Genomic DNA, 20,658 nt, shown 5'->3' with positions numbered 1-20,658 from the left:
AGTTCAAACTTATCTCTTCCTAACCTAAAAATGAGAATTCCAGCCTCTACTTACCGAATTCAATTTCATGCAGGATTTCCCTTTGAGGCAGCAAAACAGATTGTTGCTTATCTAGCAGATCTTGGAATTTCTGACCTCTATGCTTCGCCTATTTTCAAAGCTAGAGCAGGCAGTACTCACGGTTACGATATTGTTGACCCAACGCAAATTAACCCCGAATTGGGTACACAGGAAGAATTTGAGACGCTAGTTGACGAACTTCAAAAGCATGAGATAGGTTGGCTTCAGGACATTGTGCCCAATCACATGGCCTACGACACTCAAAACAAGCTTTTGATGGATGTCCTGGAGAATGGTCCTGACTCTGAATCCTTTGATTTCTTTGATATCGAATGGAACCATTCCTACGAAGACATTCGAGGACGGGTACTTGCACCGCTTCTAGGAAACTTTTACGGGCGATGCTTGGAAAACGGTGAGATTCAGCTTGGCTATGATGAAACAGGTTTGACCGTTAATTATTACAGCTTAAAATTACCCGTTCGAGTTGAATCTTACGCTCGATTTATTACGCAAAATTTAGGTGGATTGGCGCGATCGCTGGGTAGACATCATCCTGATTTTGTCAAACTGCTTGGCATTCTCTACATTGTCAAAAATATTCCAACTGAAGCAAAAGGCAAAGAGCGTTACGACCAGGTTGAATTTGTCAAACGCTTACTCTGGGAACTCTACAATCAAAATCAGGACGTTAAAGAATTTGTAAATAGCAACGTAGAATTCTTTAATGGGCAAAAAGGAAATTCCGAAAGCTTCAATCCGCTCGATCATTTACTGTCTGAACAGTTTTATCGTCTTGCTTTTTGGAAAGTGGGCGCAGAAGAAATTAACTACCGCAGATTCTTTACCGTCAACGAGTTGATTTCTCTAAAAGTTGAAGAGCCCAAAGTGTTTCACAAGACCCATTCCCTGATTGGTCAATTAGTCGAAGAGGGAAAGATTACCGGACTCCGAATCGACCACATTGATGGACTGTACGATCCAGGTCAATATCTGGAGCGGCTCAGGGAAAAGATGGGTGATGTTTACATCACGGTCGAAAAAATTCTTGAACTTGAAGAAGATTTGTCTGACATCTGGCCGATTGAGGGAACCAGCGGTTATGACTTCATGAACTACGTCAATGGCGTGTTTTGTCGGTGTGAAACAGAGCAGCGATTGCAGAAAATCTATACTCGATTCACTGAATCCAATCAGCCCTACAAGCAACTCGTCGTCGACAAAAAGAAACTAATTATCGAGAGAAACTTGGCTGGAGATTTGGAGAATCTAGCGCTGAGTTTAAAGCGAGTTGCAGGTCAAACTCGGCAAGGCAGCGACTTTACCCTAAACGGATTGCAAAGGGCATTGGTAGAAGTGTTGGCACTGTTCCCGGTGTATCGAACTTATATTAATCCTCAAGGACTCACGGAGTCAGATCGAAAGCAGGTCAATCAGGTGATTGAAGCAGCCAAAGAAAATGTTCCTTTGTTGCCCAACGAACTGGACTTTATTAGAAAACTGTTGCTGTTGGAGTATGACGAATTTCTTACTCAAGCTCAGCAAGAAGAGTGGCTACATTTTGTCATGAGATTTCAGCAGTTAACTGGCCCACTCATGGCAAAAGGAGTTGAAGATACGCTGCTATATGTTTACAGCCGTTTGTTGTCCCTGAATGAAGTGGGCGGAAATCCGGGGCAGTTTGGTATTTCGCTACCTGCATTTCATGAGTTTAATCAACGCAGAAATGAGTACTGGAAGCATTCCATGAGTGCTACAGCGACTCATGATACAAAGCGGGGTGAAGATATGCGATCGCGCCTCAACATCATTTCTGAGATCCCCGAAGAGTGGGAACGACAGGCGATGCGCTGGAGTGAGATCAACCAGTCGAAGAAGCTGCAAACTGACGAGAGAGTGATTCCTAGTGCGAATGATGAGTACTTTCTCTATCAAACGCTGTTAGGAGCTTTTCCGTTTGATCAGAATAGCGATCGCTCTACCTTCGCAACTCGTATCAAAGATTATGTGATCAAAGCCGTGAGAGAAGCGAAAGTTCACACTGCCTGGTTGCGTCCTGACTCTGAGTACGAGGAAGGCTATCTAAAGTTTGTGGAACAAGTTTTAGATCCGGCTCAAGGAAATGACTTTTTGCAGGAATTTTTACCTTTCCAAAAGCGGATTGCAGATTACGGCATTTTCAATTCTCTTTCCCAAGTTTTGCTCAAAAACACGGCTCCTGGTGTGCCCGATCTATATCAGGGAACTGAATTTTGGGATTTGAGTTTAGTTGACCCAGACAACCGCCGTCCGGTTGACTATGACCAGCGAATTTCTTGCTTGCACGAGCTGAAAACTGGAATTGAAAAAGACATTGTGTCCCTCATCGGCAATTTGCTTGAGACGAGAGCAGACGGTCGGATCAAACTATTCCTAACCTTCAAGGTTTTGCAAGCCAGAAAGGTACATCGGACACTGTTTGAGCAAGGAGATTATCAGCCGCTAACCGTCACTGGTAAGTTCAAAGACCACGTCATCGCCTTTGCCCGCAGCTTTGAAGGGAAGACAGCGATCGCCATTGCCCCCCGTTTCCTCACTGGCTTGCTCGAAGCAGGTCAGTTGCCATTAGGCGAACAAATCTGGGCTGATACCGCAGTCGAGTTGCCTGCTGGACTAGCTTCCAGTTGGAAAGACGCAATCTCTGATCAGTCTCTCCAAACTCACGCAAGCTTACCGCTTGGGGAAGCCCTCAAACACTTCCCTGCGGCACTGATGATAGGCTAAACCTTTTTGGCACAGGTTCAAAGGATGAAGCAGGAATGGAGGCATTGGGGGAACTGGCGATCGCCCCCTCCCCTTCATCCCTCATCCCTCCTCACACACTTCCAACCGCTCCTCTGGATTTGCTCTAAAATATCCTTCCAGCCGCTCACACCCCTGCGTCAGCAAATCATTCAGACCGTTATCAATTGTCCAGAGGCGAATATAGCCATCACCGGAAACCGTCATCAGTCGCTGCCCATCCGGGCTGAAGCCAAGCGACAGGTTTCTATAGAGGTTTTGATCGAAGGTAGAACCTGTAAACTCAGCTAACAGCTTGCCTGACAGGTCGTAAACCTGACTGATATCCTCATTTTGCAAAGAAGTGACCAGGCGTTGCCCATCGTCGCTGAAGCCCTGGAAATATCCCTGGAAGCTGGCAAGCTCATTACCCGACAGGTCGTAGAGGCGAGAGATGCTGTCTTCATCGGAGTAGCTCACCAGGCGTTGCCCATCGTCGCTGAAGCCAAGGAACACTCCCTGGAAGCTGGCAAGCTCTGTGCCCGACAGGTCGTAGAGGCGAGAGGTGCTGTCTTCATTGGAGTAGCTCACCAGGCGTTGCCCATCGTCGCTGAAGCCACGGAACTCCCCCTGGAAGCTCCACTCCTCCAAGATACTATTGACAGCAGTTCTGAGTGCCAGCATGGGGCTAATGGCGGGGTAGCCCTCCAATAACAGCGCATTGGTAGCAACTGGGTTAGGGCTTGCCTGAATCAGATTCTTTAACTCCTGCCCCAGTTTCATCGCCTCCAGCAACGTCTCAACTTCAACAAACCTGACGGGCTGATATCGCAGCAGGGCAGTACCGCGTCGCTCTAGCTGTCCGGCAACGAGTGCTTGCTCTCGCTCTTGTTCGGCAGCGGCTTGCTCTGTAGCTTGCCGCTGTTCTGCTCTAGCGGCGGCTTCAGCAGTCTGGGCGGCTTCTTGCTGCTGTCTGGCGCTGGCTGCGGCGGCTTGGGCAGCGGTCTGCTCGGCTTCGGCTTGCTGAGCGGCTGTCTGGGCTAACCTCGTCAGTTGGTTGGCTAGGCGGGTGTTGCGTCTTGCCTCGGCGCTTTCTGCCCTAGCAGTTTGCTCTTCTTGGTTTGCCTGCTGCATTTCTTTGGCGGCAGCTTCAGCGGTAGCTTCGGCTTCTTGCTGCTGTCGTTTTGCCTGTTCAATTTCCACCCGTGCGGCTTGTGCCTCGGCGCTGGCGTTTCGCAGCGACACCCCTGCCCACACGACGATCGCCAGTGCCACTGCCGAGATCCCCGCCAGCCCAATCACCCCGCTTCGAATCGTTCGCTTTGCCCGTTGCTCTGCCTCTTTGAGAATCTGGTTGGCTTGCCGCTCTGCCACTAGCGCTCCCTCAACCTCCCGCATATCCCGTTCGCGGCTGGCGGTGAGAAAGAGGAAGTCTTGCTGGCTGAGGTTTTTGTCGGCGGCCCAGCGTTGGGCATCGACGAGCGCCTGTCCGCGCAGCAGGCGCGACTCGTCTTGCTGGCTGCTGGCGAGCCAAGCGGCGATCGCCTCCCCATAGGGTCGCAGATGCCCCAGTTCCTTTTCCGTCCAGCGCAAGTCAAACACGGTGGCGTAGATGCGGTTATAGACCTTGAGCTTGCCCTGGTGTTCATAGGCGATTCCAGTCAGGCGTAGCTCTAGCTGGTCGGGGCTGTCGTCTGCATCCAGTTCGCCCTGCTGCAGCAAAATTTGCTGGTGCAAACCCAACAGCCGACTAGCACGGCGTCGATCACGGAGAATGCGATCGCGAATCGTTCTTAAATGCTCCGGTTCGTCCTGCGATTCCCAGTTTTCCAGGACGTGCGATCGCACCAGCGCTTCTACCCAGGCAGACTCATTGCCAGGGGCGATCGGGTCAGGGCGATTCAGGGCAAACTTACACAGCTTTTGGGTGAGAAACGGCTGTCCGCCCGTCCAGTCGAGCATTGCACTGAGCAACGCTTCGGGATTGCTGGTCTTCTGCTCTAGCCCCCGAATCAGCGGCATTGCTTCTTTAAGCTGAAAACCGCAGAGGGCGATCGCCCGCCCAATGTTAAACGGTGTGCGGCTCTTGTCGCGAATCAGGTCAGAGGGAGTCGCCACACCCATCAGCGCAAACACTAGTCGTTTGTAAATTGGCTGATCGACCCGACGGTTATAGCAAGAGCGGATGAAGGCAAAGAAATCGTCAATCGGAAAATTCAGGCTAAGGACGCTATCAATCTCATCCACAAAAATCACAATCTGCTGCGGCACCTCCACCAGCAGCACTTCTTCTACAAATTCGCCCAACCGCTGCACAGGCGTAAGAAATTCGCGATCGCGCAGCCAGCTTCGCAAGTCCAGCTTTTCTGCCAAGTCAAAGCTTCTTACCAAGTTGCGAATTACGCCCGCATACCACTGATGCGGAGTCACCTGCTGCCCACCGATCGCCGTAATGTCAATCGCCGCACACGCTAGTCCATCCGTCTGGAGCCGCTTCATCGTCTGCACCCGCAGGCTCGACTTACCCATCTGTCGCGAGTTCAACACATAGCAAAACTCGCCAGCCTTTAAGCCGTCACACAAGTCTCGGTCTGCCTGTCGGGTGACATAGGTAGGTGCATCTGCGGGGAGACTGCCGCCAACTTGGTATTCGTAGGAGGGGAGCATAGGAATGAGGGATGAAGGATATAGAACGGTGAACGATCAAATCCTACAAGTTTGAGTTTGTACCATCATTTTCACGCCTCTTTCCTAAATTGAAACCGGCAACGGGTGTTTATTGCCGTTCTACGCGAACTGATTGACTCAATCTTCTGATGGGAGCGATCGCCCCTGGAGAAGTCGCTGTATTGCCCTTATGCTAGGGTTGAGCAGACTATGCTCAGTATGGGGTGTCGTGATATGGGACTCTTCCCACAAGCCTTTGATACTGTCAAAGTGCAAACGACTGGAGCGGAAATCAATCTAGTTCATGGTGGAACAGGCACTCCGCTGTTGCTGTTACATGGCTATCCTCAAACACACGTCATGTGGCACAACGTTGTACCTCATTTAGCCGAGCACTTCCACGTCATTTGCCCTGACTTACGTGGCTATGGAGACAGCTCCAAACCAACCACTACAGCCGATCACTTTCCCTATTCAAAGCGAGCAATGGCGCGCGACTTGGTCGAAGTAATGGCTTATTTTGACCATCCAACCTTTTTTGTCGCAGGTCACGATCGTGGAGCCAGAGTCACACATCGCTTGGCACTCGACTATCCTGAGAAGGTTTTAAGAGCTTGCGTGATGGACATTGTCCCGACATATCACATGTACGCGACTACAGACCAGCACTTTGCAAGCGGATACTATCATTGGTTTTTCCTAATTCAGCCCGATGGTTTGCCAGAGCGCTTGATCGGTGCTGACCCGGTTTACTACCTCACCGAAAAGTTAAAGCGGTGGAGTGCGCCAGGCACCGTGTTCGCCGATGAAGCAATGGCTGAGTATGTGCGCTGCTTTAGTCAACCCGATGCCATTCATGCCTCGTGTGAAGATTATCGTGCGGCTGCCAGCATTGACCTTGAGCATGACCGACAAGACTTGACCCAGCAGATCCAGTGTCCACTGCTGGTGTTGTGGGGCGCGAAGGGGTTTGTGCATCGCACTTATGATGTTCCTGAGGTATGGCGCAAGTACGCTCAACAGGTCGAGAGCAAGACATTGGACTGCGGACATTTCTTACCAGAAGAGGCTCCTGATGCAGTGACCGAGGAGCTACTCCGGTTTTTTGGCACCTCCCACCTCCCGCCTACTTCCTCCGCAGGCGATCGCTAAAGTACCGTCGATACAAATCACAGCGGGGCTGTACATCGTTCCCTTTAAGGTGAACTAAGCCCATGCTGTGTAGCTGGAAAGCTTGCACCGATTCTAGGCGAACGGGATCAGGAGAGGCGATCGCCACTTTCACCGCTTTAGCCAACTCCGGGTGCTGCTCCAGGTTCCACAGGTGTCGGCGCAGGTGATCGCCATAGAGTCCGGCTCCAGTGGGGGCAGACTGGAGTAGTTCGGTGAGGGAGGTTTCTCCGCGCGTGATTTGGTAGAGCGCAACGCGAACCAGGTAAGGGTGTCCGCCAACCATATTCATCAGTTGCTCAACCTGATCGAGGCTCCAGTTCAGTCCGTGTCGCTTTGCCAGATCAAGCACCTGCGCGGGCGTGAATTCGGGTAGCTCAATCGGTAAGCCAACGTTAAAGGGCGACTGGTTGATGTTGAGCGGAATGTAGACCTCGGTGGAATGCACCACTACCAGCCGCAGTTTCTTCCACAGGTCGCGGCTTTTGGAGTCTTCGTGCCAGGCTCGCAGCAGCCCAAAAAAGTCAGCGGCAATTTCAGGATGCTGAAACACGCAGTCCACTTCGTCTAACCCCAATGCTAGCGGACTGTTGATTTCAGTTAGCAGGTATTCCTCAAAGTAGGCGGTGCAGTTGTCTTTGCTGCCAAAGATCTCATCCCAGTAGTCGTTCAGTCGGTTAGGAAGTCGTAGTCTGCGTCCGATGCTGGCGCAAAACCAGCGCAAAAACTTATCCAAATCGGCAAAGACAGCGGTATCGGCAAGCTGAAAGCTGAGCGGCACGGTGAGGTAGTCCAGTTCTTTTGCCTGCTGCAAAATTCGTGACAGCAGGGAGGTCTTACCCATCTGGCGCGGTGCTTTGATCCGAATCAGGGCACCAGAGCGGGCGATCGCCTCGTAGCAGTCTGCCTCAATCGGCTCCCGTTCTACATAAAACACCGAAGCAAGATCAACCTGTCCACCAGGGAGTTCAGGTTCAGCAATGGGGAGGGGTGGAGAGTTAGGAGGGGGTAAGGGACAGGGGGTAAGGGGTTGGGAATCAGGTTCTTCAGGTTCAGCAAAGGCGGGAGATGGGGAAGAACCTGCTGCCAGGAGGGTGAGAATTTCTTGGAGAATTTTGGGGGTATCAGCTTCGGTTTTCCATTCACGCTGCTGGACGCGGTTGAGGTAGCCGCGCAGGTCGTAATTAAGCGGTGAGTCCCAGGGAAAGTTGACCCGGATGGGGAGAATTGCAGGTTTGTGTTGAGGATGGCGATCGCGCAATTCCTTTGCCCGTCTTACCTCTTCTATCACCATTTCACTCGTGGCGGACTTGGGCGACAGCAACAGCAAAAAGTAATCTGCCCGCTCCAGTTCTTCATCTACTCGCTGTGCCCAGTTTTCTCCGAGCCGAATACTTTCTCCTGCCATAAATGACTCATATCCCGCCGCATCCAGTGCTTCATAAAAGCGCTGGGCCAGGCTCATATCCGGGTCTTGGCTGCGATAGCTGATAAACAGCCGAATCGGTTTAGCAGTTGATGGCATGGGGGGCTGCTGTCTACTCGTAGTTGCACTGGAAATACAGCTAACTTTAGTACTAGTCCGCAGGAGTGCTTCTGTTTTTGCAAAAAGATTTAGGACTTAACCGTCTAGACTGTTTAAAAACCCTAGCTATATAGAATGCGCCATGCCGACCTATCGCTCCAAAACCACCACTCAGGGACGCAATATGGCCGGTGCCCGCGCGCTTTGGCGCGCCACCGGAATGCAAACTGAGGACTTCGAGAAGCCTATCATTGCAGTTGCCAATTCTTTTACCCAATTTGTGCCCGGACACGTTCACCTGAAGGATCTGGGTCAACTGGTGTGCCGTGAGATTGAAGCCGCTGGTGGTGTCGCCAAAGAATTCAACACGATCGCGGTGGATGATGGGATTGCGATGGGGCATGACGGAATGCTCTATAGTTTACCCTCACGCGAGATCATCGCTGATTCGGTCGAGTACATGGCCAATGCCCATTGTGCCGATGCTCTGGTTTGCATTTCCAACTGTGACAAGATCACTCCCGGTATGTTGATGGCAGCTTTGCGGCTCAACATTCCCGCTGTATTCGTCTCCGGTGGCCCAATGGAAGCGGGCAAAACCAAACTCTCGGAAAACAAGTTGGACTTGGTAGACGCGATGGTGATTGCCGCAAATGACAGCGTCAGTGACGAAGTGGTCGAGGAATACGAGCGTTCTGCCTGCCCAACCTGTGGCTCTTGTTCTGGAATGTTCACTGCCAACTCGATGAACTGTCTCACTGAGGCGATTGGGCTTTCCCTACCCGGCAATGGCACCACGTTGGCGACCCATTTTGACCGCAAGGATCTGTTTATTAATGCTGCCCGCACCATCGTTAGCATTACTCGTCGCTACTACGAGCAGAATGACGAATCGGTGCTGCCTCGCTCGATCGCTAGTCGCAAAGCCTTTGAAAACGCTGTGGCGTTAGATGTCGCAATGGGCGGATCGACCAACACGATTCTGCACCTGCTGGCTGCTGTCCACGAAGCAGGGGTCGATTTCACGATGGCAGATATCGATCGCCTCTCGCGCAAGATTCCTCAGCTTTGCAAGGTTGCTCCCAACACGCAAAAGTATCACATTGAGGATGTTCACCGGGCTGGTGGCATTCCTGGTATTCTCGGTGAGCTAGATCGGGCTGGGTTGCTCCACACAGATGTACCCACCGTTCACAGTCAGACGATGAAGGAAGCGCTCGATCGCTGGGATATCATGCGTACCGATGACGAAGCTATCCACACCTTCTTTAAGGCTGGTCCGGCAGGCATTCCCACGCAGCAAGCATTTAGCCAATCGACCCGCTGGCCCTCCCTCGACCCAGATCGGGAAAATGGCTGTATTCGCAGCATCGAGAACGCCTACAGCGCCGAGGGCGGACTCGCGGTGCTACACGGTAACTTGGCTGAGCGCGGCTGCATCGTCAAGACAGCAGGCGTAGACGAAAGCATTTTGGTCTTTGAAGGCAAGGCACGTATTTATGAAAGCCAGGATGCCGCCGTCAACGGAATTCTCCGGGATGAGGTGCAACCAGGCGATGTCGTGATTATTCGCTATGAAGGTCCGCGTGGTGGTCCGGGGATGCAGGAAATGCTCTATCCAACCAGCTACCTCAAATCGAAGGGGCTAGGCAAAGCTTGTGCCTTGTTGACCGATGGACGCTTTTCTGGGGGTACATCCGGACTCTCGATTGGTCATGCTTCTCCAGAAGCGGCAGCAGGCGGCAATATTGCGCTAGTGCAGGATGGCGATCGCATCCTCATCGACATTCCCAATCGCAGCATCAATGTAGATCTACCAGCGGAGGAATTAGCCAACCGTCGAGCGGCAATGGAAGCCAAAGGTAAGGATGCCTGGAAGCCTGAACAGCCCCGCAAACGGCGGGTCACAGCAGCGCTCAAAGCATATGCATTGCTGGCAACTAGCGCCGATCAAGGTGCGGTACGAAACCTGGAAATGCTTGAGTAAAGGGGATTGCCAGATCTGAGTCTGTTTTCAAGCGCGAAACCGAGAGCTCTCACGCTTGAAAACAGACCTCTTACAGCCATTTTCGGATAGGCGAACCATAACGTAGGGGCAGTTCGCGAACTGCCCCTACAGGGATTTGTAGTTTATCCAAGTGGAAATTGCTGTGAAAACATGCCTATTGAGCAGAGCGCTAAAATTGAGACAGAGATAATAAACTCACTATTATCCCCGATGGTTCTCTTTCGCTTCAGGAGTCGGGATATGTTTAACCTAACGATTCAACACAACTGGTTGGGAATGGCGATCGCCACTATCCTGATTCCTACGGCTCTGACGCAACCCAGTTTCGCCTCTCCAGACTTGACTCAAATTAATGCTGCACTCAACTACCCAACCGCAGCAGAACGGTTTTTCAATGAGGGACAGCAGCAGTTTGAGCAAGAAGTTCAGAGACTCAGTGAGCCTTCAAACACGACTGAAGCACTTCAGATTGATGAAAACTTGCCTGTCACTTCTGAACAACAGCGCTTACAGCTTGAACAACCTGAGGGGCGATCGCAAGATAGGAAGCCTTCCTCACCATTAGACGGTTTGTAACTACTTTGAATTTATCTCAGTCAAGAGAAACGACAGCGGATCACTCATGTTGGCAGCAAAACCTAGAATGCCTCGATCTCGATGTTCATAGAGCAAACTTCCATCGCGATCGAACAGAAACGTTCCTCCCCGTTGGGTCATATGAGCAGCATCGGGCACATAGGTTTTCCAATTTCCCAGAACCTCCGTCATGTTTCGCAATCGCAGAGTTGCCAACTCAAAAGGACGCTGAAACCCGGTTCCTCCAGCCAGTTTAAAAAATGAGCCTTTAAAGGTAGGTAACGGAGCCGCTTTCACCACTTCATCATCGTGAATCAGTTGGGGAGCGTTGCGATCGCCCCGATAACCCCGAAACACCTCTGCAAGTGTTCCAGGGCTGCCCACCCCGGCACACATCAGCATCAGGTTCAACCAGGCATTTTGGCTTGAGGAGAGCACAGGCAGTTTGAGCGATAGCCCGGAGTACAGACCGAGTTGACGATGCAGTTCGGCTGTGGGGTCAACAAACAGCCAGTCGGGAGAAAACCCGGTATAGGCACAGAACTTTTCCCCAGAGGGGCGATCGCCAATTCCAACCGCACGAATCGTTAGCTTTGCCTCCCGTAGCCTTTCTACATCACGCTGCAACCACCAGGCATACTCAAGGCTATCAAAATCGCCCAGTTGGGGCAGCGCTAAAAACAGCAGTCGATTAGCTGCATCACAACCATCCAGGATAGAGACTTTCTGACCATCACTGACCCGTTGCCGTTGAGTTTGCTTGAGAAGAGGATAAGGATTCATAACGGTAGAATGATACTGCCTATAGCGCTACATATTAATTGCAGCTAATCCAATGATGTGTGATGGCATGTTCCATCGCTACCTGGGTTTCAGGAAACACTACGAATTCACATCCTGTCTCTTTAACCTGATTGGCGATCGCCTCTAATTCACCTTGACGCTGGGAATCATTGGGGGTGACATCCCGAATATAGATAGCAAAGATGCGATCGGGGTGGTGTTTGACAAGTTGCTGATAGATCTCTGGATCTTTCTGTCCGCTATCGCCAATCAAAATAAAGGGTAAATGGGAGAAACAGTTTAGAATCGGCGTGATTTGCTCTATCTTGTGGCTCTCATGCTTAAACGACAGCAGGTTAGCAGGAGATAGTTCAATATCTCTCAACAAAATAGGTCCACGGGGAATGTGGTTAAAATCCATAAACTTCTCAAACAAGTCATACATATTCCAAGCACTGCTGGATACATAGAAAATAGGATTTCTGTGATCGTCGTTTTGTCCCTGTTGGAGAGCATGATAAAACTCCGCTACACCAGAAAACGGACGGCGGGTGTTTTCGTTACCGAGATAGGCAATACGGATCATTTTGAGCAGGTCGGTGGCTGCCGTTCGCATAATGGTGTCGTCGATGTCACTGATCACACCGAACCGGGCGCGTTCTGACACCACCATCACTTCACTGTCTACCTTGATTGGCGCTGAGTGCCGCGGGAGAGGTTCGAGCAGTTCTAGTGTGATAGGTTGCCAGAAGCGATCGGATTCAACCGGTTGATCGGATAACGCAAACGTGACTTGAAAGAAGCCTTCAGCATTAGTTAAAACGTCCTGTTGGGCTGCGCCAAAATAGGCTCGCACTCGCGCCTCCGCAACTTCGTCTGACTCAAATCGACGATACATATTGCGGAGATTTCTCCAGACTGATGCATTTTCTTCTCTCAGCTTAATGCCCTGATCTTGCAACACTCGTCCTCTTAGATGCAGGTTGTCGGGTGTGCCATATCCTCGATAAGGCATGATACATATTGGATCTTCTAACCCCAATGTGCCAGCAATCAGTCGCTTGGCTGCATTCATGAGTTTATCAAGACGACTCATTGCAGCGGAGATCAGGCGGATACCATGCATCACTGCCCTCTTCTAACAACCGTCACCCTAGCAGTATGGCATGAAAGCTCCTCTTTACTGATACCATTCCCTCTGGAGCTGCGTATTTAAAGCTCTATCCTTTATTCATCTGTATCACTACTTGGATAAAGGGTAGCGATAAGGGTAATCCAGGGAGCAGTTGTGAGGCGATCGCGCATCACTCGTTCATCCTGAAACTTTTCTTTGAGAATCCGTCCCTCAAATACAACAGTGACTTCCTCAGTCTGAAAACACCAGGGCTTAAGGCTCAAGCGAGTTGGATCGTTTTGGATGGGAGTCAACACCAGTGTGACTTCTCCAGTAGCAGAAGGAACTTGTTCAAACTGTTTTTCTTTCGTCACACCCATACAGATTCCGAGGGACAATGCATCCCACGTTGCTACCAGTTTTTGATTGCGGGTAATGACTTCTGGCGTAACATACGCTTGGTAAGCTGAGTCTTGTTTCAACCGATCAATCAGATGTTGCTGAAATTCCTTCTCATTTTGCAAAAACGCTTCGACAATTTGGGTGGATGTGGGTGACTGTTTCCAATGAGTAAAGCGTTCGTATAATCCAGTGCCATGTAGAGAGACCAAAAGTGCCGCGTAACGTCCCATCGGCAGGGCAAGTTGTTTTGCCCCTGCCCATAATTTTGTATGTACTTCTGGAGCAACTTCCATGAAACTATGGGGATATCCTGTTTCAGGATTCAGAGTAGGAGTTGACTCCCAGGGAATCCAGCCAATGTCGTGCTGTTCTGCCCCCAAACAGACCGCTGCGTGAGGGGCAAAGGAACCGATCGCTGCATTTCCCCATGCCTGAGCCAGTTGTCCCGCCACCCATGCATGAGTGGGCTGAGTAATGCAAATCCGGTTTGCGTTGATAGTACGATACAGCACGGCTGATCCTGCTTGAACAAGCTCTACTATCAACACCATAAAGCGGAGCAAGGGAAGATGCCTTCCTGCTCTAGATTGACATTCGATCTGATAAACAGTTCATGGCACCGCGCAGATGAAATAGTGATACCCATTTGATTTAAAGATGTTGCAGATATGGGTAAGGCGCAGTGCGCCCTTACAGAAATCGATGTGTCACGAAATTTGTTTAAATCGGTATTAAAAATTTCTGAATCGTTCTCAGTTTGTGCAATTCCCCATTGGCTTGAGCAAGTTTTCCTTCAATCCTTTTCCCTTGACTAAAATCTCGCCTAAAAATGGTGGTGTATTAGGGATGGTTTACAGAACGCAAAATCCCCGCATCCCTGTGAATTTTCTGGGATACGGGGATTAAGTTTTCATTGATAAAAATGGCTCAGGCGGGATTTGAACCTGCGACCTTGGGCTTATGAGTCCCCTGCTCTAACCTACTGAGCTACTGAGCCTGATGCTGAACGATCGCTACCTCAGTCTTAAAACTGGGCTGCAAACTCAGCTTTATAAAATTAACATATCGGCGTGACCGATCGCTACAGTCAGCGGCAAACATTTTTGGGCGATAAAAAATTTGGGGCGATCGCCACCCACTCAAAAGAAGGAAGCGATCGCCCCGAAATTAGCCCAGACAAACTAGGACTTAATCGGCGGCTGCGGTTTCACGAGCAGCAGCAGCTTCGTCTGGATGGATGCCCAGACGGGTCAGGTTGATCCGTCCGCGCCCGTCAATCTCGCGCACCTTAACAATCACCTCGTCGCCTAGAGCAACTTCATCTTCGACCTTGCCAACGCGGTAGTCAGCAAGCTGGGAGATGTGGATCATGCCTTCCTTGCCGGGAAGGAATTCGACAAATGCACCAATGGGGATGATGCGGGTGACGCGACCGACATACACATCGCCAGCACTGAGTTTGCGGGTCATGCCTTCGATGATGCTGCGAGCGTGTTTGGCCTTTTCGCCTGCGACTGCCGAGATGGTAATTGTGCCATCGTCTTCGATATCGATTTTGGCTCCAGTTTGCTCGGTGATGCCCTTGATGGTTTTGCCGCCGGGTCCAATGACCATGCCGATCATGTCGGGGTCGATCTTAATCGTCAGGAGTCTTGGTGCGTAAGGCGACAACTCAGGACGAGGTTGGTCGATGGTGGTCAGCATTTTTTCCAGGATATGCATTCGGGCAGGTTTTGCCTGGCGGATTGCATCTGCTATCACAGAAATGGGCAAACCGTTGATTTTCATATCCATTTGCAGGGCTGTGATGCCGCTGTCGGTTCCGGCGACTTTGAAGTCCATGTCGCCAAGGAAATCCTCAATGCCCTGGATGTCGGTAAGAATGCGAACTTCATCGCCTTCTTTAATCAGCCCCATTGCCGCTCCACTGACGGGTTTGGTAATGGGTACTCCGGCATCCATTAGCGCCAGGGTGGAACCGCAGACTGAACCCATTGAGGTGGAGCCGTTGGAGGAAAGCACCTCTGACACCACCCGGATGACGTAGGGAAACTTGTCTTTGTCCGGCAGGATGGGGACGATTGCCCGTTCTGCCAGTGCGCCATGCCCGACTTCACGCCGACCAGGCGACCGCATCGGCTTTGTCTCACCCACTGAATAAGGCGGGAAGTTGTAGTGATGCAAATAGCGCTTTTGCTCGTCAGGGTGCAGGTCGTCTAGCTCCTGAGCATCTCCAGGCGTGCCCAAGGTCGCAACTGACAACACTTGAGTCAGTCCACGCTGGAACAGTCCGCTGCCGTGAACCCGCGTTGGCAAAATACCCGTCCGGCAAGAGATCGGACGAACTTCGTCTAGCTTACGACCGTCTACCCGAACGCCGTCCTCAACAATTTGGCGACGCATAAACTTTTTGGTCAAACCCTTGAAGGTATTGCCCAAAGCTTTAGCGTCTGCCTGAGCTGCAACTCGGATGGGGTCTTCTTCGGGCATTTCAGCGATCGCCGCTGCTACTTCTTCTTTGACCTTGTCTAGCGCTGCGTCTCGCTCACTCTTGCTGTATTCAAAGTGAGTCAGGATTTCTTTGATAGAAGCTTCGGTGCGATCGCGAATAAAGTCTTCTAAGGTCGAATCCACTTCGGGAGGCTGTTCGGTCACGATCTCAATGCCCAGTTCTGCCATCAGGTCACGCTGTGCCTGAATCAGATCGCGAACGGCCTCGTAGCCAAAGTCAATTGCCTCAATCATGTCTTGCTCAGGCAACTGATTTGCCCCAGCTTCGACCATGATCACGCCTTCAGGTGAACCAGCAACCACCAAATCCAGGTCGCCTGCTTCAATCTCGCTGTAAGTCGGATTAATAATGAAATCATCCCCAATCAGCCCGACTCGCACGGCAGCCATAGGTCCATTAAAGGGAATGCCTGCTAGTAGCGTTGCAATTGATGCACCTGTTACGGCCAGCACATCGGGTGGGACTCGCTCATCCAGCGCCATTGTCGTTGCCACGATCTGAATATCATCCCGCAGCCAACTGGGAAACAGCGGACGCATCGGGCGGTCAATCAAACGGCTAATCAGAGTTGCTTTTTCGGGGGGGCGACCTTCTCGGCGCAGAAACCCACCGGGAATCCGTCCGGCGGCATACAATCTTTCTTCGTAATCAACGAGCAGCGGCAAAAAGTCGATTCCTTCTCTGCCAGCGGCGCGGGTTGCCGCTACAAAAACTGCCGTTTCTTCTGATTGAACCAACACGGAACCGCCTGCTTGCGGTGCAAGCAGACCTACCTTAAGCCGAATATCCCGTCCGTCGAAGGATATTGACTTATCTATTTCCTCTACCATGCGGCACTCTGTCCTTTTAGCCTTATTTTTTCTTCTGTGGCAATCGTAGCACTGATGCCCTTAGTCTGCTGTTGCAATGAGTTATTAGAAGAAACTGCCTGAATCAATTCTCAATCTATCTTCAAGATTGAGGTCGGTCGGTGAGATATCAGGCGATCGCTTCACCTTGACCGCGAGGGCTAAACCATCTCCCCAACTGGTTTCGCAATCAAAAAATGATGAACTTCGGAGTTGTTCGTAAGTTTGATTCAATCGTAGCGCACCACAATAATTTTTACGTTTCTTCAGGTAATCTATCGGGTTTCCGCTTATCAGCGATGCTAGACAATTTGCACGAGCTAAGTGCAAAAGACCGCTCCCAAAGTTGAACTCTAGTCAGGGAATTTCAACTTGAAACCACTTTCATACTGCCACTTGAGAGAAGCTCTGGCTAATTTTGAAAGATTGCCTCTAATAAGAGAAAGCTGGCAAGAATTGAACTGCAAACCTCCCGCAAACCACCTTAAGAATATGGTTGTACAATGAACCCAACATTGCAGATATAACTGCTCCATCCAGGGAAATTAGCTCTACACCAGGAAACTTCAAGCTTCTGGCGGCTGCTCTGGGTGTTGATGGCGGTGTGATGTTTTGCGATTACCCCAGAAGGGGAACTCTTCGCATCGCCTCCTCGATTAACCGCCAACGCTTTAGGAGGGTTTAAACCTCTCACGTAGATTCAGCAATGTTCAGTTCCGCGACGTTCATTGATCGCTAGTGACGCTTAGTGCATGGCAATTCTTCACGGTAGCTGGCTTCTCCAGCCTCAAACGTCTTCTTCTCAGTCTTCTGGGCTTCAGGCAAGTTGTTTCTTGATTTGGGGCGAAACCTGGCGCAGAGTTGAGTCACAGGCAGAAGAAGCGCAGCCTAATGCTGTGTTACCCCATCCGTTTGTGATGACTGCTGCGGAACTAGTTGATTGGCTGCGATCGCTGCATCAGTCCCGCCAAATCAACTGGGCTGTCTCAGATGTGCCACTAGTTGAAGCCGGACGCACTGCCCAGACAAAAGCGAAATCATCCCGGTCAAAATTGCAATCTGCGACTCAAGTGGAGGCGACAGCTTTATTGGAGTCCGCAGTGGCTCGCTTGCAGTCGGTGGCGTTTGCCCTGCCGACCTATCAAGTCAGGCTAGATGAGACGGAGGAGGCGATGCGAAGCAGTTCCCCCGTTGGGGTAATCGCTATCCCGCAGCACTCCGCTGCTCAATCCACTTCGCCCGACGAAAATGCAGTCCCTACGTCGCAGTTCTGGCAGGTACAGGGAATTTGCCTGAAGCCACTGGAAGCGATTCAATTCCTCCAATCCTTACCCCTCAGTTCTGTAAGTGAAGAATCCTGGCTGAGCGGAGATTTGCGCTTTTGGTCACACGTTGCCCGTTGGCACCTGGATTTGTTAGCCCGTTCCAAATTTCTGCCGATTCTAGAGCGCTCAGATGAAGTTGCCGTTGCCCGCTGGCAAGCCTTGTTAGACAGTGCTGCTGACCAGTCCCGGTTAGAGCATTTTTCACGACAAATGCCTGCTGCCTGTCGGGGTTACCAGCCGCTTGACTCCACCGAGTCCGTAGAAGCAGCCGTCTTCCCCGCAGCACAAACTCTGCTGCTTAATTTTCTGCACCAAACCATTGATGCTCAAATTCGGCTTGCTCTAACTAGCCATCCTTTGCCCACCGTGCCCCTGCCCAAAGATACGCCCGTGCGAGAGTGGCTCCAGGCACTAGGAGCGATCGCAGCCGACTCGCCTCATCCAGGAATGGTTTCCACAGAAGCCGAGAAGCTAGAGCGGCTAGAAGCAGTCCTGAACAACTGGATCGCCCCTATTCAGCAGCAGTTGACCCAGCAGGCGGCTTCCTTCCGCACTTGCTTTTATTTGCGAACGCCTGCCCCTGGCAAGACGGACTGGGCGCTAGAGTTTTATCTTCAGGCGGCTCACGATGCCGATTTTCTAGTCAGCGCCAAAACGATTTGGAACAACCCCGTAGAGCGGCTGGACTATTTGGGGCGTACCATTCACCATCCCCAGGAAACGCTCTTAGCTGGGTTGGGCTTTGCTTCCAGGCTTTATCCGGTGCTGGAGCCGAGCCTGCAAGTGCAGCAGCCACAAGCCTGTCCGCTCGGTCCGATGCAGGTTTACGACTTCATCAAGTCGTCAGCGTGGCAGCTCCAAGACAGTGGTTTTGGTGTGGTGTTGCCACCCAGTTTGGCCAACCACCAAGGCTTGGCTAATCGGTTGGGGCTGCAAGTCAGGGCAGAAGCCCCTTCGAAACGCAACAAACAGCGGCTAGGGTTGCAAAGCCTGCTCAACTTTAAGTGGGAACTGTCAATTGGCGGACAGCGGCTTTCTAAGGAAGAATTCGATCGGCTGGTGGCGCTGAATACGCCACTGGTTGAGATTAACGGGGAATGGGTGGAATTGCGTCCTCAAGATGTGCGGGCTGCGCAAAGCTTTTTTGAGAGCCGCAAAGACCAGATGGCGCTGTCGCTGGAAGATGCGCTGCGAATCAGCACGGGCGACACACAGATGATCGAAAAGCTGCCTGTAGTCAACTTTGAGGCATCGGGTTCGCTGCAAGAGCTAATCAACACGCTCACGACTGGCAATCAGAGTGTAGAGGCGATCGCCATCCCTGCGAGTTTTCAAGGCGAACTGCGTCCCTATCAGGTACGGGGAACCTCATGGCTAGCCTTTTTGGAACGCTGGGGTTTAGGGGCTTGCTTAGCTGATGATATGGGTCTGGGTAAGACGATTCAACTGATTGCCCTGCTGCTGCACCTAAAAGAACAGGATGCACTGGAAGCCCCAACGCTGCTGGTGTGTCCCACCTCAGTGCTGGGCAACTGGGAACGCGAGGTGAAGAAGTTTGGCCCAGATCTAAAAGTGCTGGTGCATCACGGTGATAAGCGATCGCAAGGCAAAGCATTTGCCAAAGCGGTCAAGGGCTATGACCTGGTGATCACTAGCTATGCACTGGTCTACCGAGATGCCAAAGATCTGCAAAGCGTTTCTTGGCAAGGTGTAGTGCTAGACGAGGCGCAGAACATCAAAAACCCAGAAGCAAAACAGTCTCAGGCAGTCCGCCAGCTTGAAACCCAGTTTCGCATTGCCCTCACCGGAACGCCCATCGAAAACCGCTTGTCGGAACTTTGGTCAATTCTGGATTTCCTCAACCCCGGTTATCTGGGACCGCGCAACTTCTTCCAGCGACGGTTTGCTGTGCCGATTGAGCGCTATGGCGATACGGCTTCATTGCAAACATTGCGATCGCTGGTTCAACCTTTCATCCTGCGGCGACTCAAGACCGACCGAACCATCATTCAAGACTTACCCGACAAGCAGGAGATGAGTGTGTTTTGTGGGCTGTCAGCCGAGCAAGCCGCCCTGTATCAAAAGCTGGTCGATCAGTCGCTAGTTGAAATTGAATCGGCTGAGGGCATTCAGCGGCACGGCATGATTTTGGCACTGCTGGTCAAGCTAAAACAGGTTTGCAACCATCCTGTACTGTTTAAGGAAGCAGCAGCCGCAAAAGATACCAAGAATACGAAAAACACCTCATCCCTCATCCCTTATCCTTCATCCTTCCGTTCCCTTTCCGGCAAACTTCAGCGGTTAGAGGAAATGCTGGATGAACTGTTGGCAGAGGGCGATCGCGCACTCATCTTCACTCAGTTTGCTGAGTGGGGCAAATTCCTTAAAGCTTACCTGGAGCAACAGTTCAACCGGGAAACGCTGTTTTTATATGGCGGCACGTCTAAGAAGCAACGAGAGGAAATGGTCGATCGCTTCCAGAACGACCCGCAGGGCCCACGAGTATTTATCCTTTCGCTCAAAGCAGGCGGCGTAGGACTCAACTTAACCAGAGCCAATCATGTGTTTCACTTCGATCGCTGGTGGAATCCTGCGGTGGAAAATCAGGCAACCGATCGCGTCTTTCGTATCGGGCAAACCCGCAACGTGCAGGTTCACAAGTTTGTCTGCACTGGCACCTTAGAAGAGCGCATTCATGAACTAATTGAAAGCAAAAAAACACTGTCTGAACAGGTGGTAGGCACAGGTGAAAACTGGTTAACCGAGTTTGACACCGACCAGCTTCGTAACCTGCTATTGCTCGATCGCACCGCCGTCATTGATGAGGGAAGCTGATATACCCCCATTCGCTTACTTTGCTCCAAAGAGCATAGGTAATACCGCTGATTAAAGCAAAATATCGCGCTGC

General features: G+C 51.3%; 13 protein-coding genes and 1 tRNA gene. 6 read left to right on the top strand and 8 right to left on the bottom strand.

The features are described 5' to 3' along the window. Positions 1 to 30 precede the first annotated feature (30 nt). A complete protein-coding gene (gene treY / locus H6G00_RS31300; RefSeq protein WP_190799706.1) occupies positions 31 to 2,823 on the top strand; it encodes a malto-oligosyltrehalose synthase in 2,793 nt (930 codons plus the stop codon). Positions 2,824 to 2,904: 81 nt separating this feature from the next. Here the strand turns inward: treY and H6G00_RS31295 are convergent, their stop codons facing one another. Further along, complete coding sequence (locus H6G00_RS31295) at positions 2,905 to 5,487, bottom strand: AAA-like domain-containing protein (protein ID WP_190799705.1); 2,583 nt, start codon at positions 5,485 to 5,487, stop codon at positions 2,905 to 2,907. Between the two features lie 234 nt (positions 5,488 to 5,721). Between H6G00_RS31295 and H6G00_RS31290 the strand changes: the two genes are divergently transcribed. After that, positions 5,722 to 6,639 (top strand): alpha/beta hydrolase, encoded by a 918-nt coding sequence (locus H6G00_RS31290; RefSeq protein WP_190799704.1) that lies wholly within the window; start codon positions 5,722 to 5,724, stop codon positions 6,637 to 6,639. Here the strand turns inward: H6G00_RS31290 and H6G00_RS31285 are convergent. After that, the gene (locus tag H6G00_RS31285; RefSeq protein WP_190799703.1) at positions 6,614 to 8,182 is read right to left on the bottom strand and encodes an AAA-like domain-containing protein; all 1,569 of its coding nucleotides are present in this window, start codon (positions 8,180 to 8,182) and stop codon (positions 6,614 to 6,616) included. The genes H6G00_RS31290 and H6G00_RS31285 overlap by 26 nt on opposite strands. A gap of 142 nt (positions 8,183 to 8,324) precedes the next feature. Between H6G00_RS31285 and ilvD the strand changes: the two genes are divergently transcribed. Beyond that, the gene (ilvD, locus tag H6G00_RS31280) at positions 8,325 to 10,169 is read left to right on the top strand and encodes a dihydroxy-acid dehydratase (protein WP_190799702.1); all 1,845 of its coding nucleotides are present in this window, start codon (positions 8,325 to 8,327) and stop codon (positions 10,167 to 10,169) included. A gap of 261 nt (positions 10,170 to 10,430) precedes the next feature. Beyond that, positions 10,431 to 10,766 (top strand): hypothetical protein, encoded by a 336-nt coding sequence (locus tag H6G00_RS31275; protein ID WP_190799701.1) that lies wholly within the window; start codon positions 10,431 to 10,433, stop codon positions 10,764 to 10,766. Here H6G00_RS31275 and H6G00_RS31270 read toward each other — a convergent pair whose 3' ends face one another. The 4 genes from H6G00_RS31270 to H6G00_RS31255 form a co-directional block, all read right to left on the bottom strand. Next, positions 10,767 to 11,549: a peroxiredoxin-like family protein gene (locus H6G00_RS31270; RefSeq protein ID WP_190799700.1), complete on the bottom strand. Its 783-nt coding sequence runs from the start codon at positions 11,547 to 11,549 to the stop codon at positions 10,767 to 10,769. It lies immediately after the preceding gene. 34 nt (positions 11,550 to 11,583) lie between these two features. Then, positions 11,584 to 12,675 carry a phosphatase domain-containing protein gene (locus H6G00_RS31265; protein ID WP_190799699.1) on the bottom strand — a complete coding sequence of 364 codons (1,092 nt, stop codon included), beginning with the start codon at positions 12,673 to 12,675 and terminating at the stop codon, positions 11,584 to 11,586. A 101-nt stretch (positions 12,676 to 12,776) separates the two neighbouring features. Further along, positions 12,777 to 13,577 carry a DUF3891 family protein gene (locus tag H6G00_RS31260; protein WP_199318821.1) on the bottom strand — a complete coding sequence of 267 codons (801 nt, stop codon included), beginning with the start codon at positions 13,575 to 13,577 and terminating at the stop codon, positions 12,777 to 12,779. Positions 13,578 to 13,988: 411 nt separating this feature from the next. Then, positions 13,989 to 14,062 (bottom strand) — tRNA-Met (locus H6G00_RS31255). 73 nt (positions 14,063 to 14,135) lie between these two features. Between H6G00_RS31255 and H6G00_RS31250 the strand changes: the two genes are divergently transcribed. Beyond that, the gene (locus tag H6G00_RS31250) at positions 14,136 to 14,324 is read left to right on the top strand and encodes a hypothetical protein (RefSeq protein ID WP_190799697.1); all 189 of its coding nucleotides are present in this window, start codon (positions 14,136 to 14,138) and stop codon (positions 14,322 to 14,324) included. Here the strand turns inward: H6G00_RS31250 and H6G00_RS31245 are convergent. Further along, on the bottom strand, positions 14,254 to 16,407 hold the full coding sequence (locus tag H6G00_RS31245) for a polyribonucleotide nucleotidyltransferase (RefSeq protein ID WP_190644225.1): 2,154 nt from the start codon (positions 16,405 to 16,407) through the stop codon (positions 14,254 to 14,256). The genes H6G00_RS31250 and H6G00_RS31245 overlap by 71 nt on opposite strands. 84 nt (positions 16,408 to 16,491) lie before the next feature. Further along, complete coding sequence (locus tag H6G00_RS31240) at positions 16,492 to 16,659, bottom strand: hypothetical protein (RefSeq protein WP_190799696.1); 168 nt, start codon at positions 16,657 to 16,659, stop codon at positions 16,492 to 16,494. Between the two features lie 518 nt (positions 16,660 to 17,177). Between H6G00_RS31240 and H6G00_RS31235 the strand changes: the two genes are divergently transcribed. Next, the gene (locus H6G00_RS31235) at positions 17,178 to 20,585 is read left to right on the top strand and encodes a DEAD/DEAH box helicase (protein WP_190799695.1); all 3,408 of its coding nucleotides are present in this window, start codon (positions 17,178 to 17,180) and stop codon (positions 20,583 to 20,585) included. Positions 20,586 to 20,658: the final 73 nt, after the last annotated feature.

Origin of the sequence: Leptolyngbya sp. FACHB-541 (genome assembly GCF_014695875.1) — a bacterium.
In the GTDB taxonomy this organism is placed as follows: Bacteria; Cyanobacteriota; Cyanobacteriia; order Elainellales; family Elainellaceae; genus JAAUTN01.
This window is presented reverse-complemented; position numbering and strand designations above follow the sequence as displayed.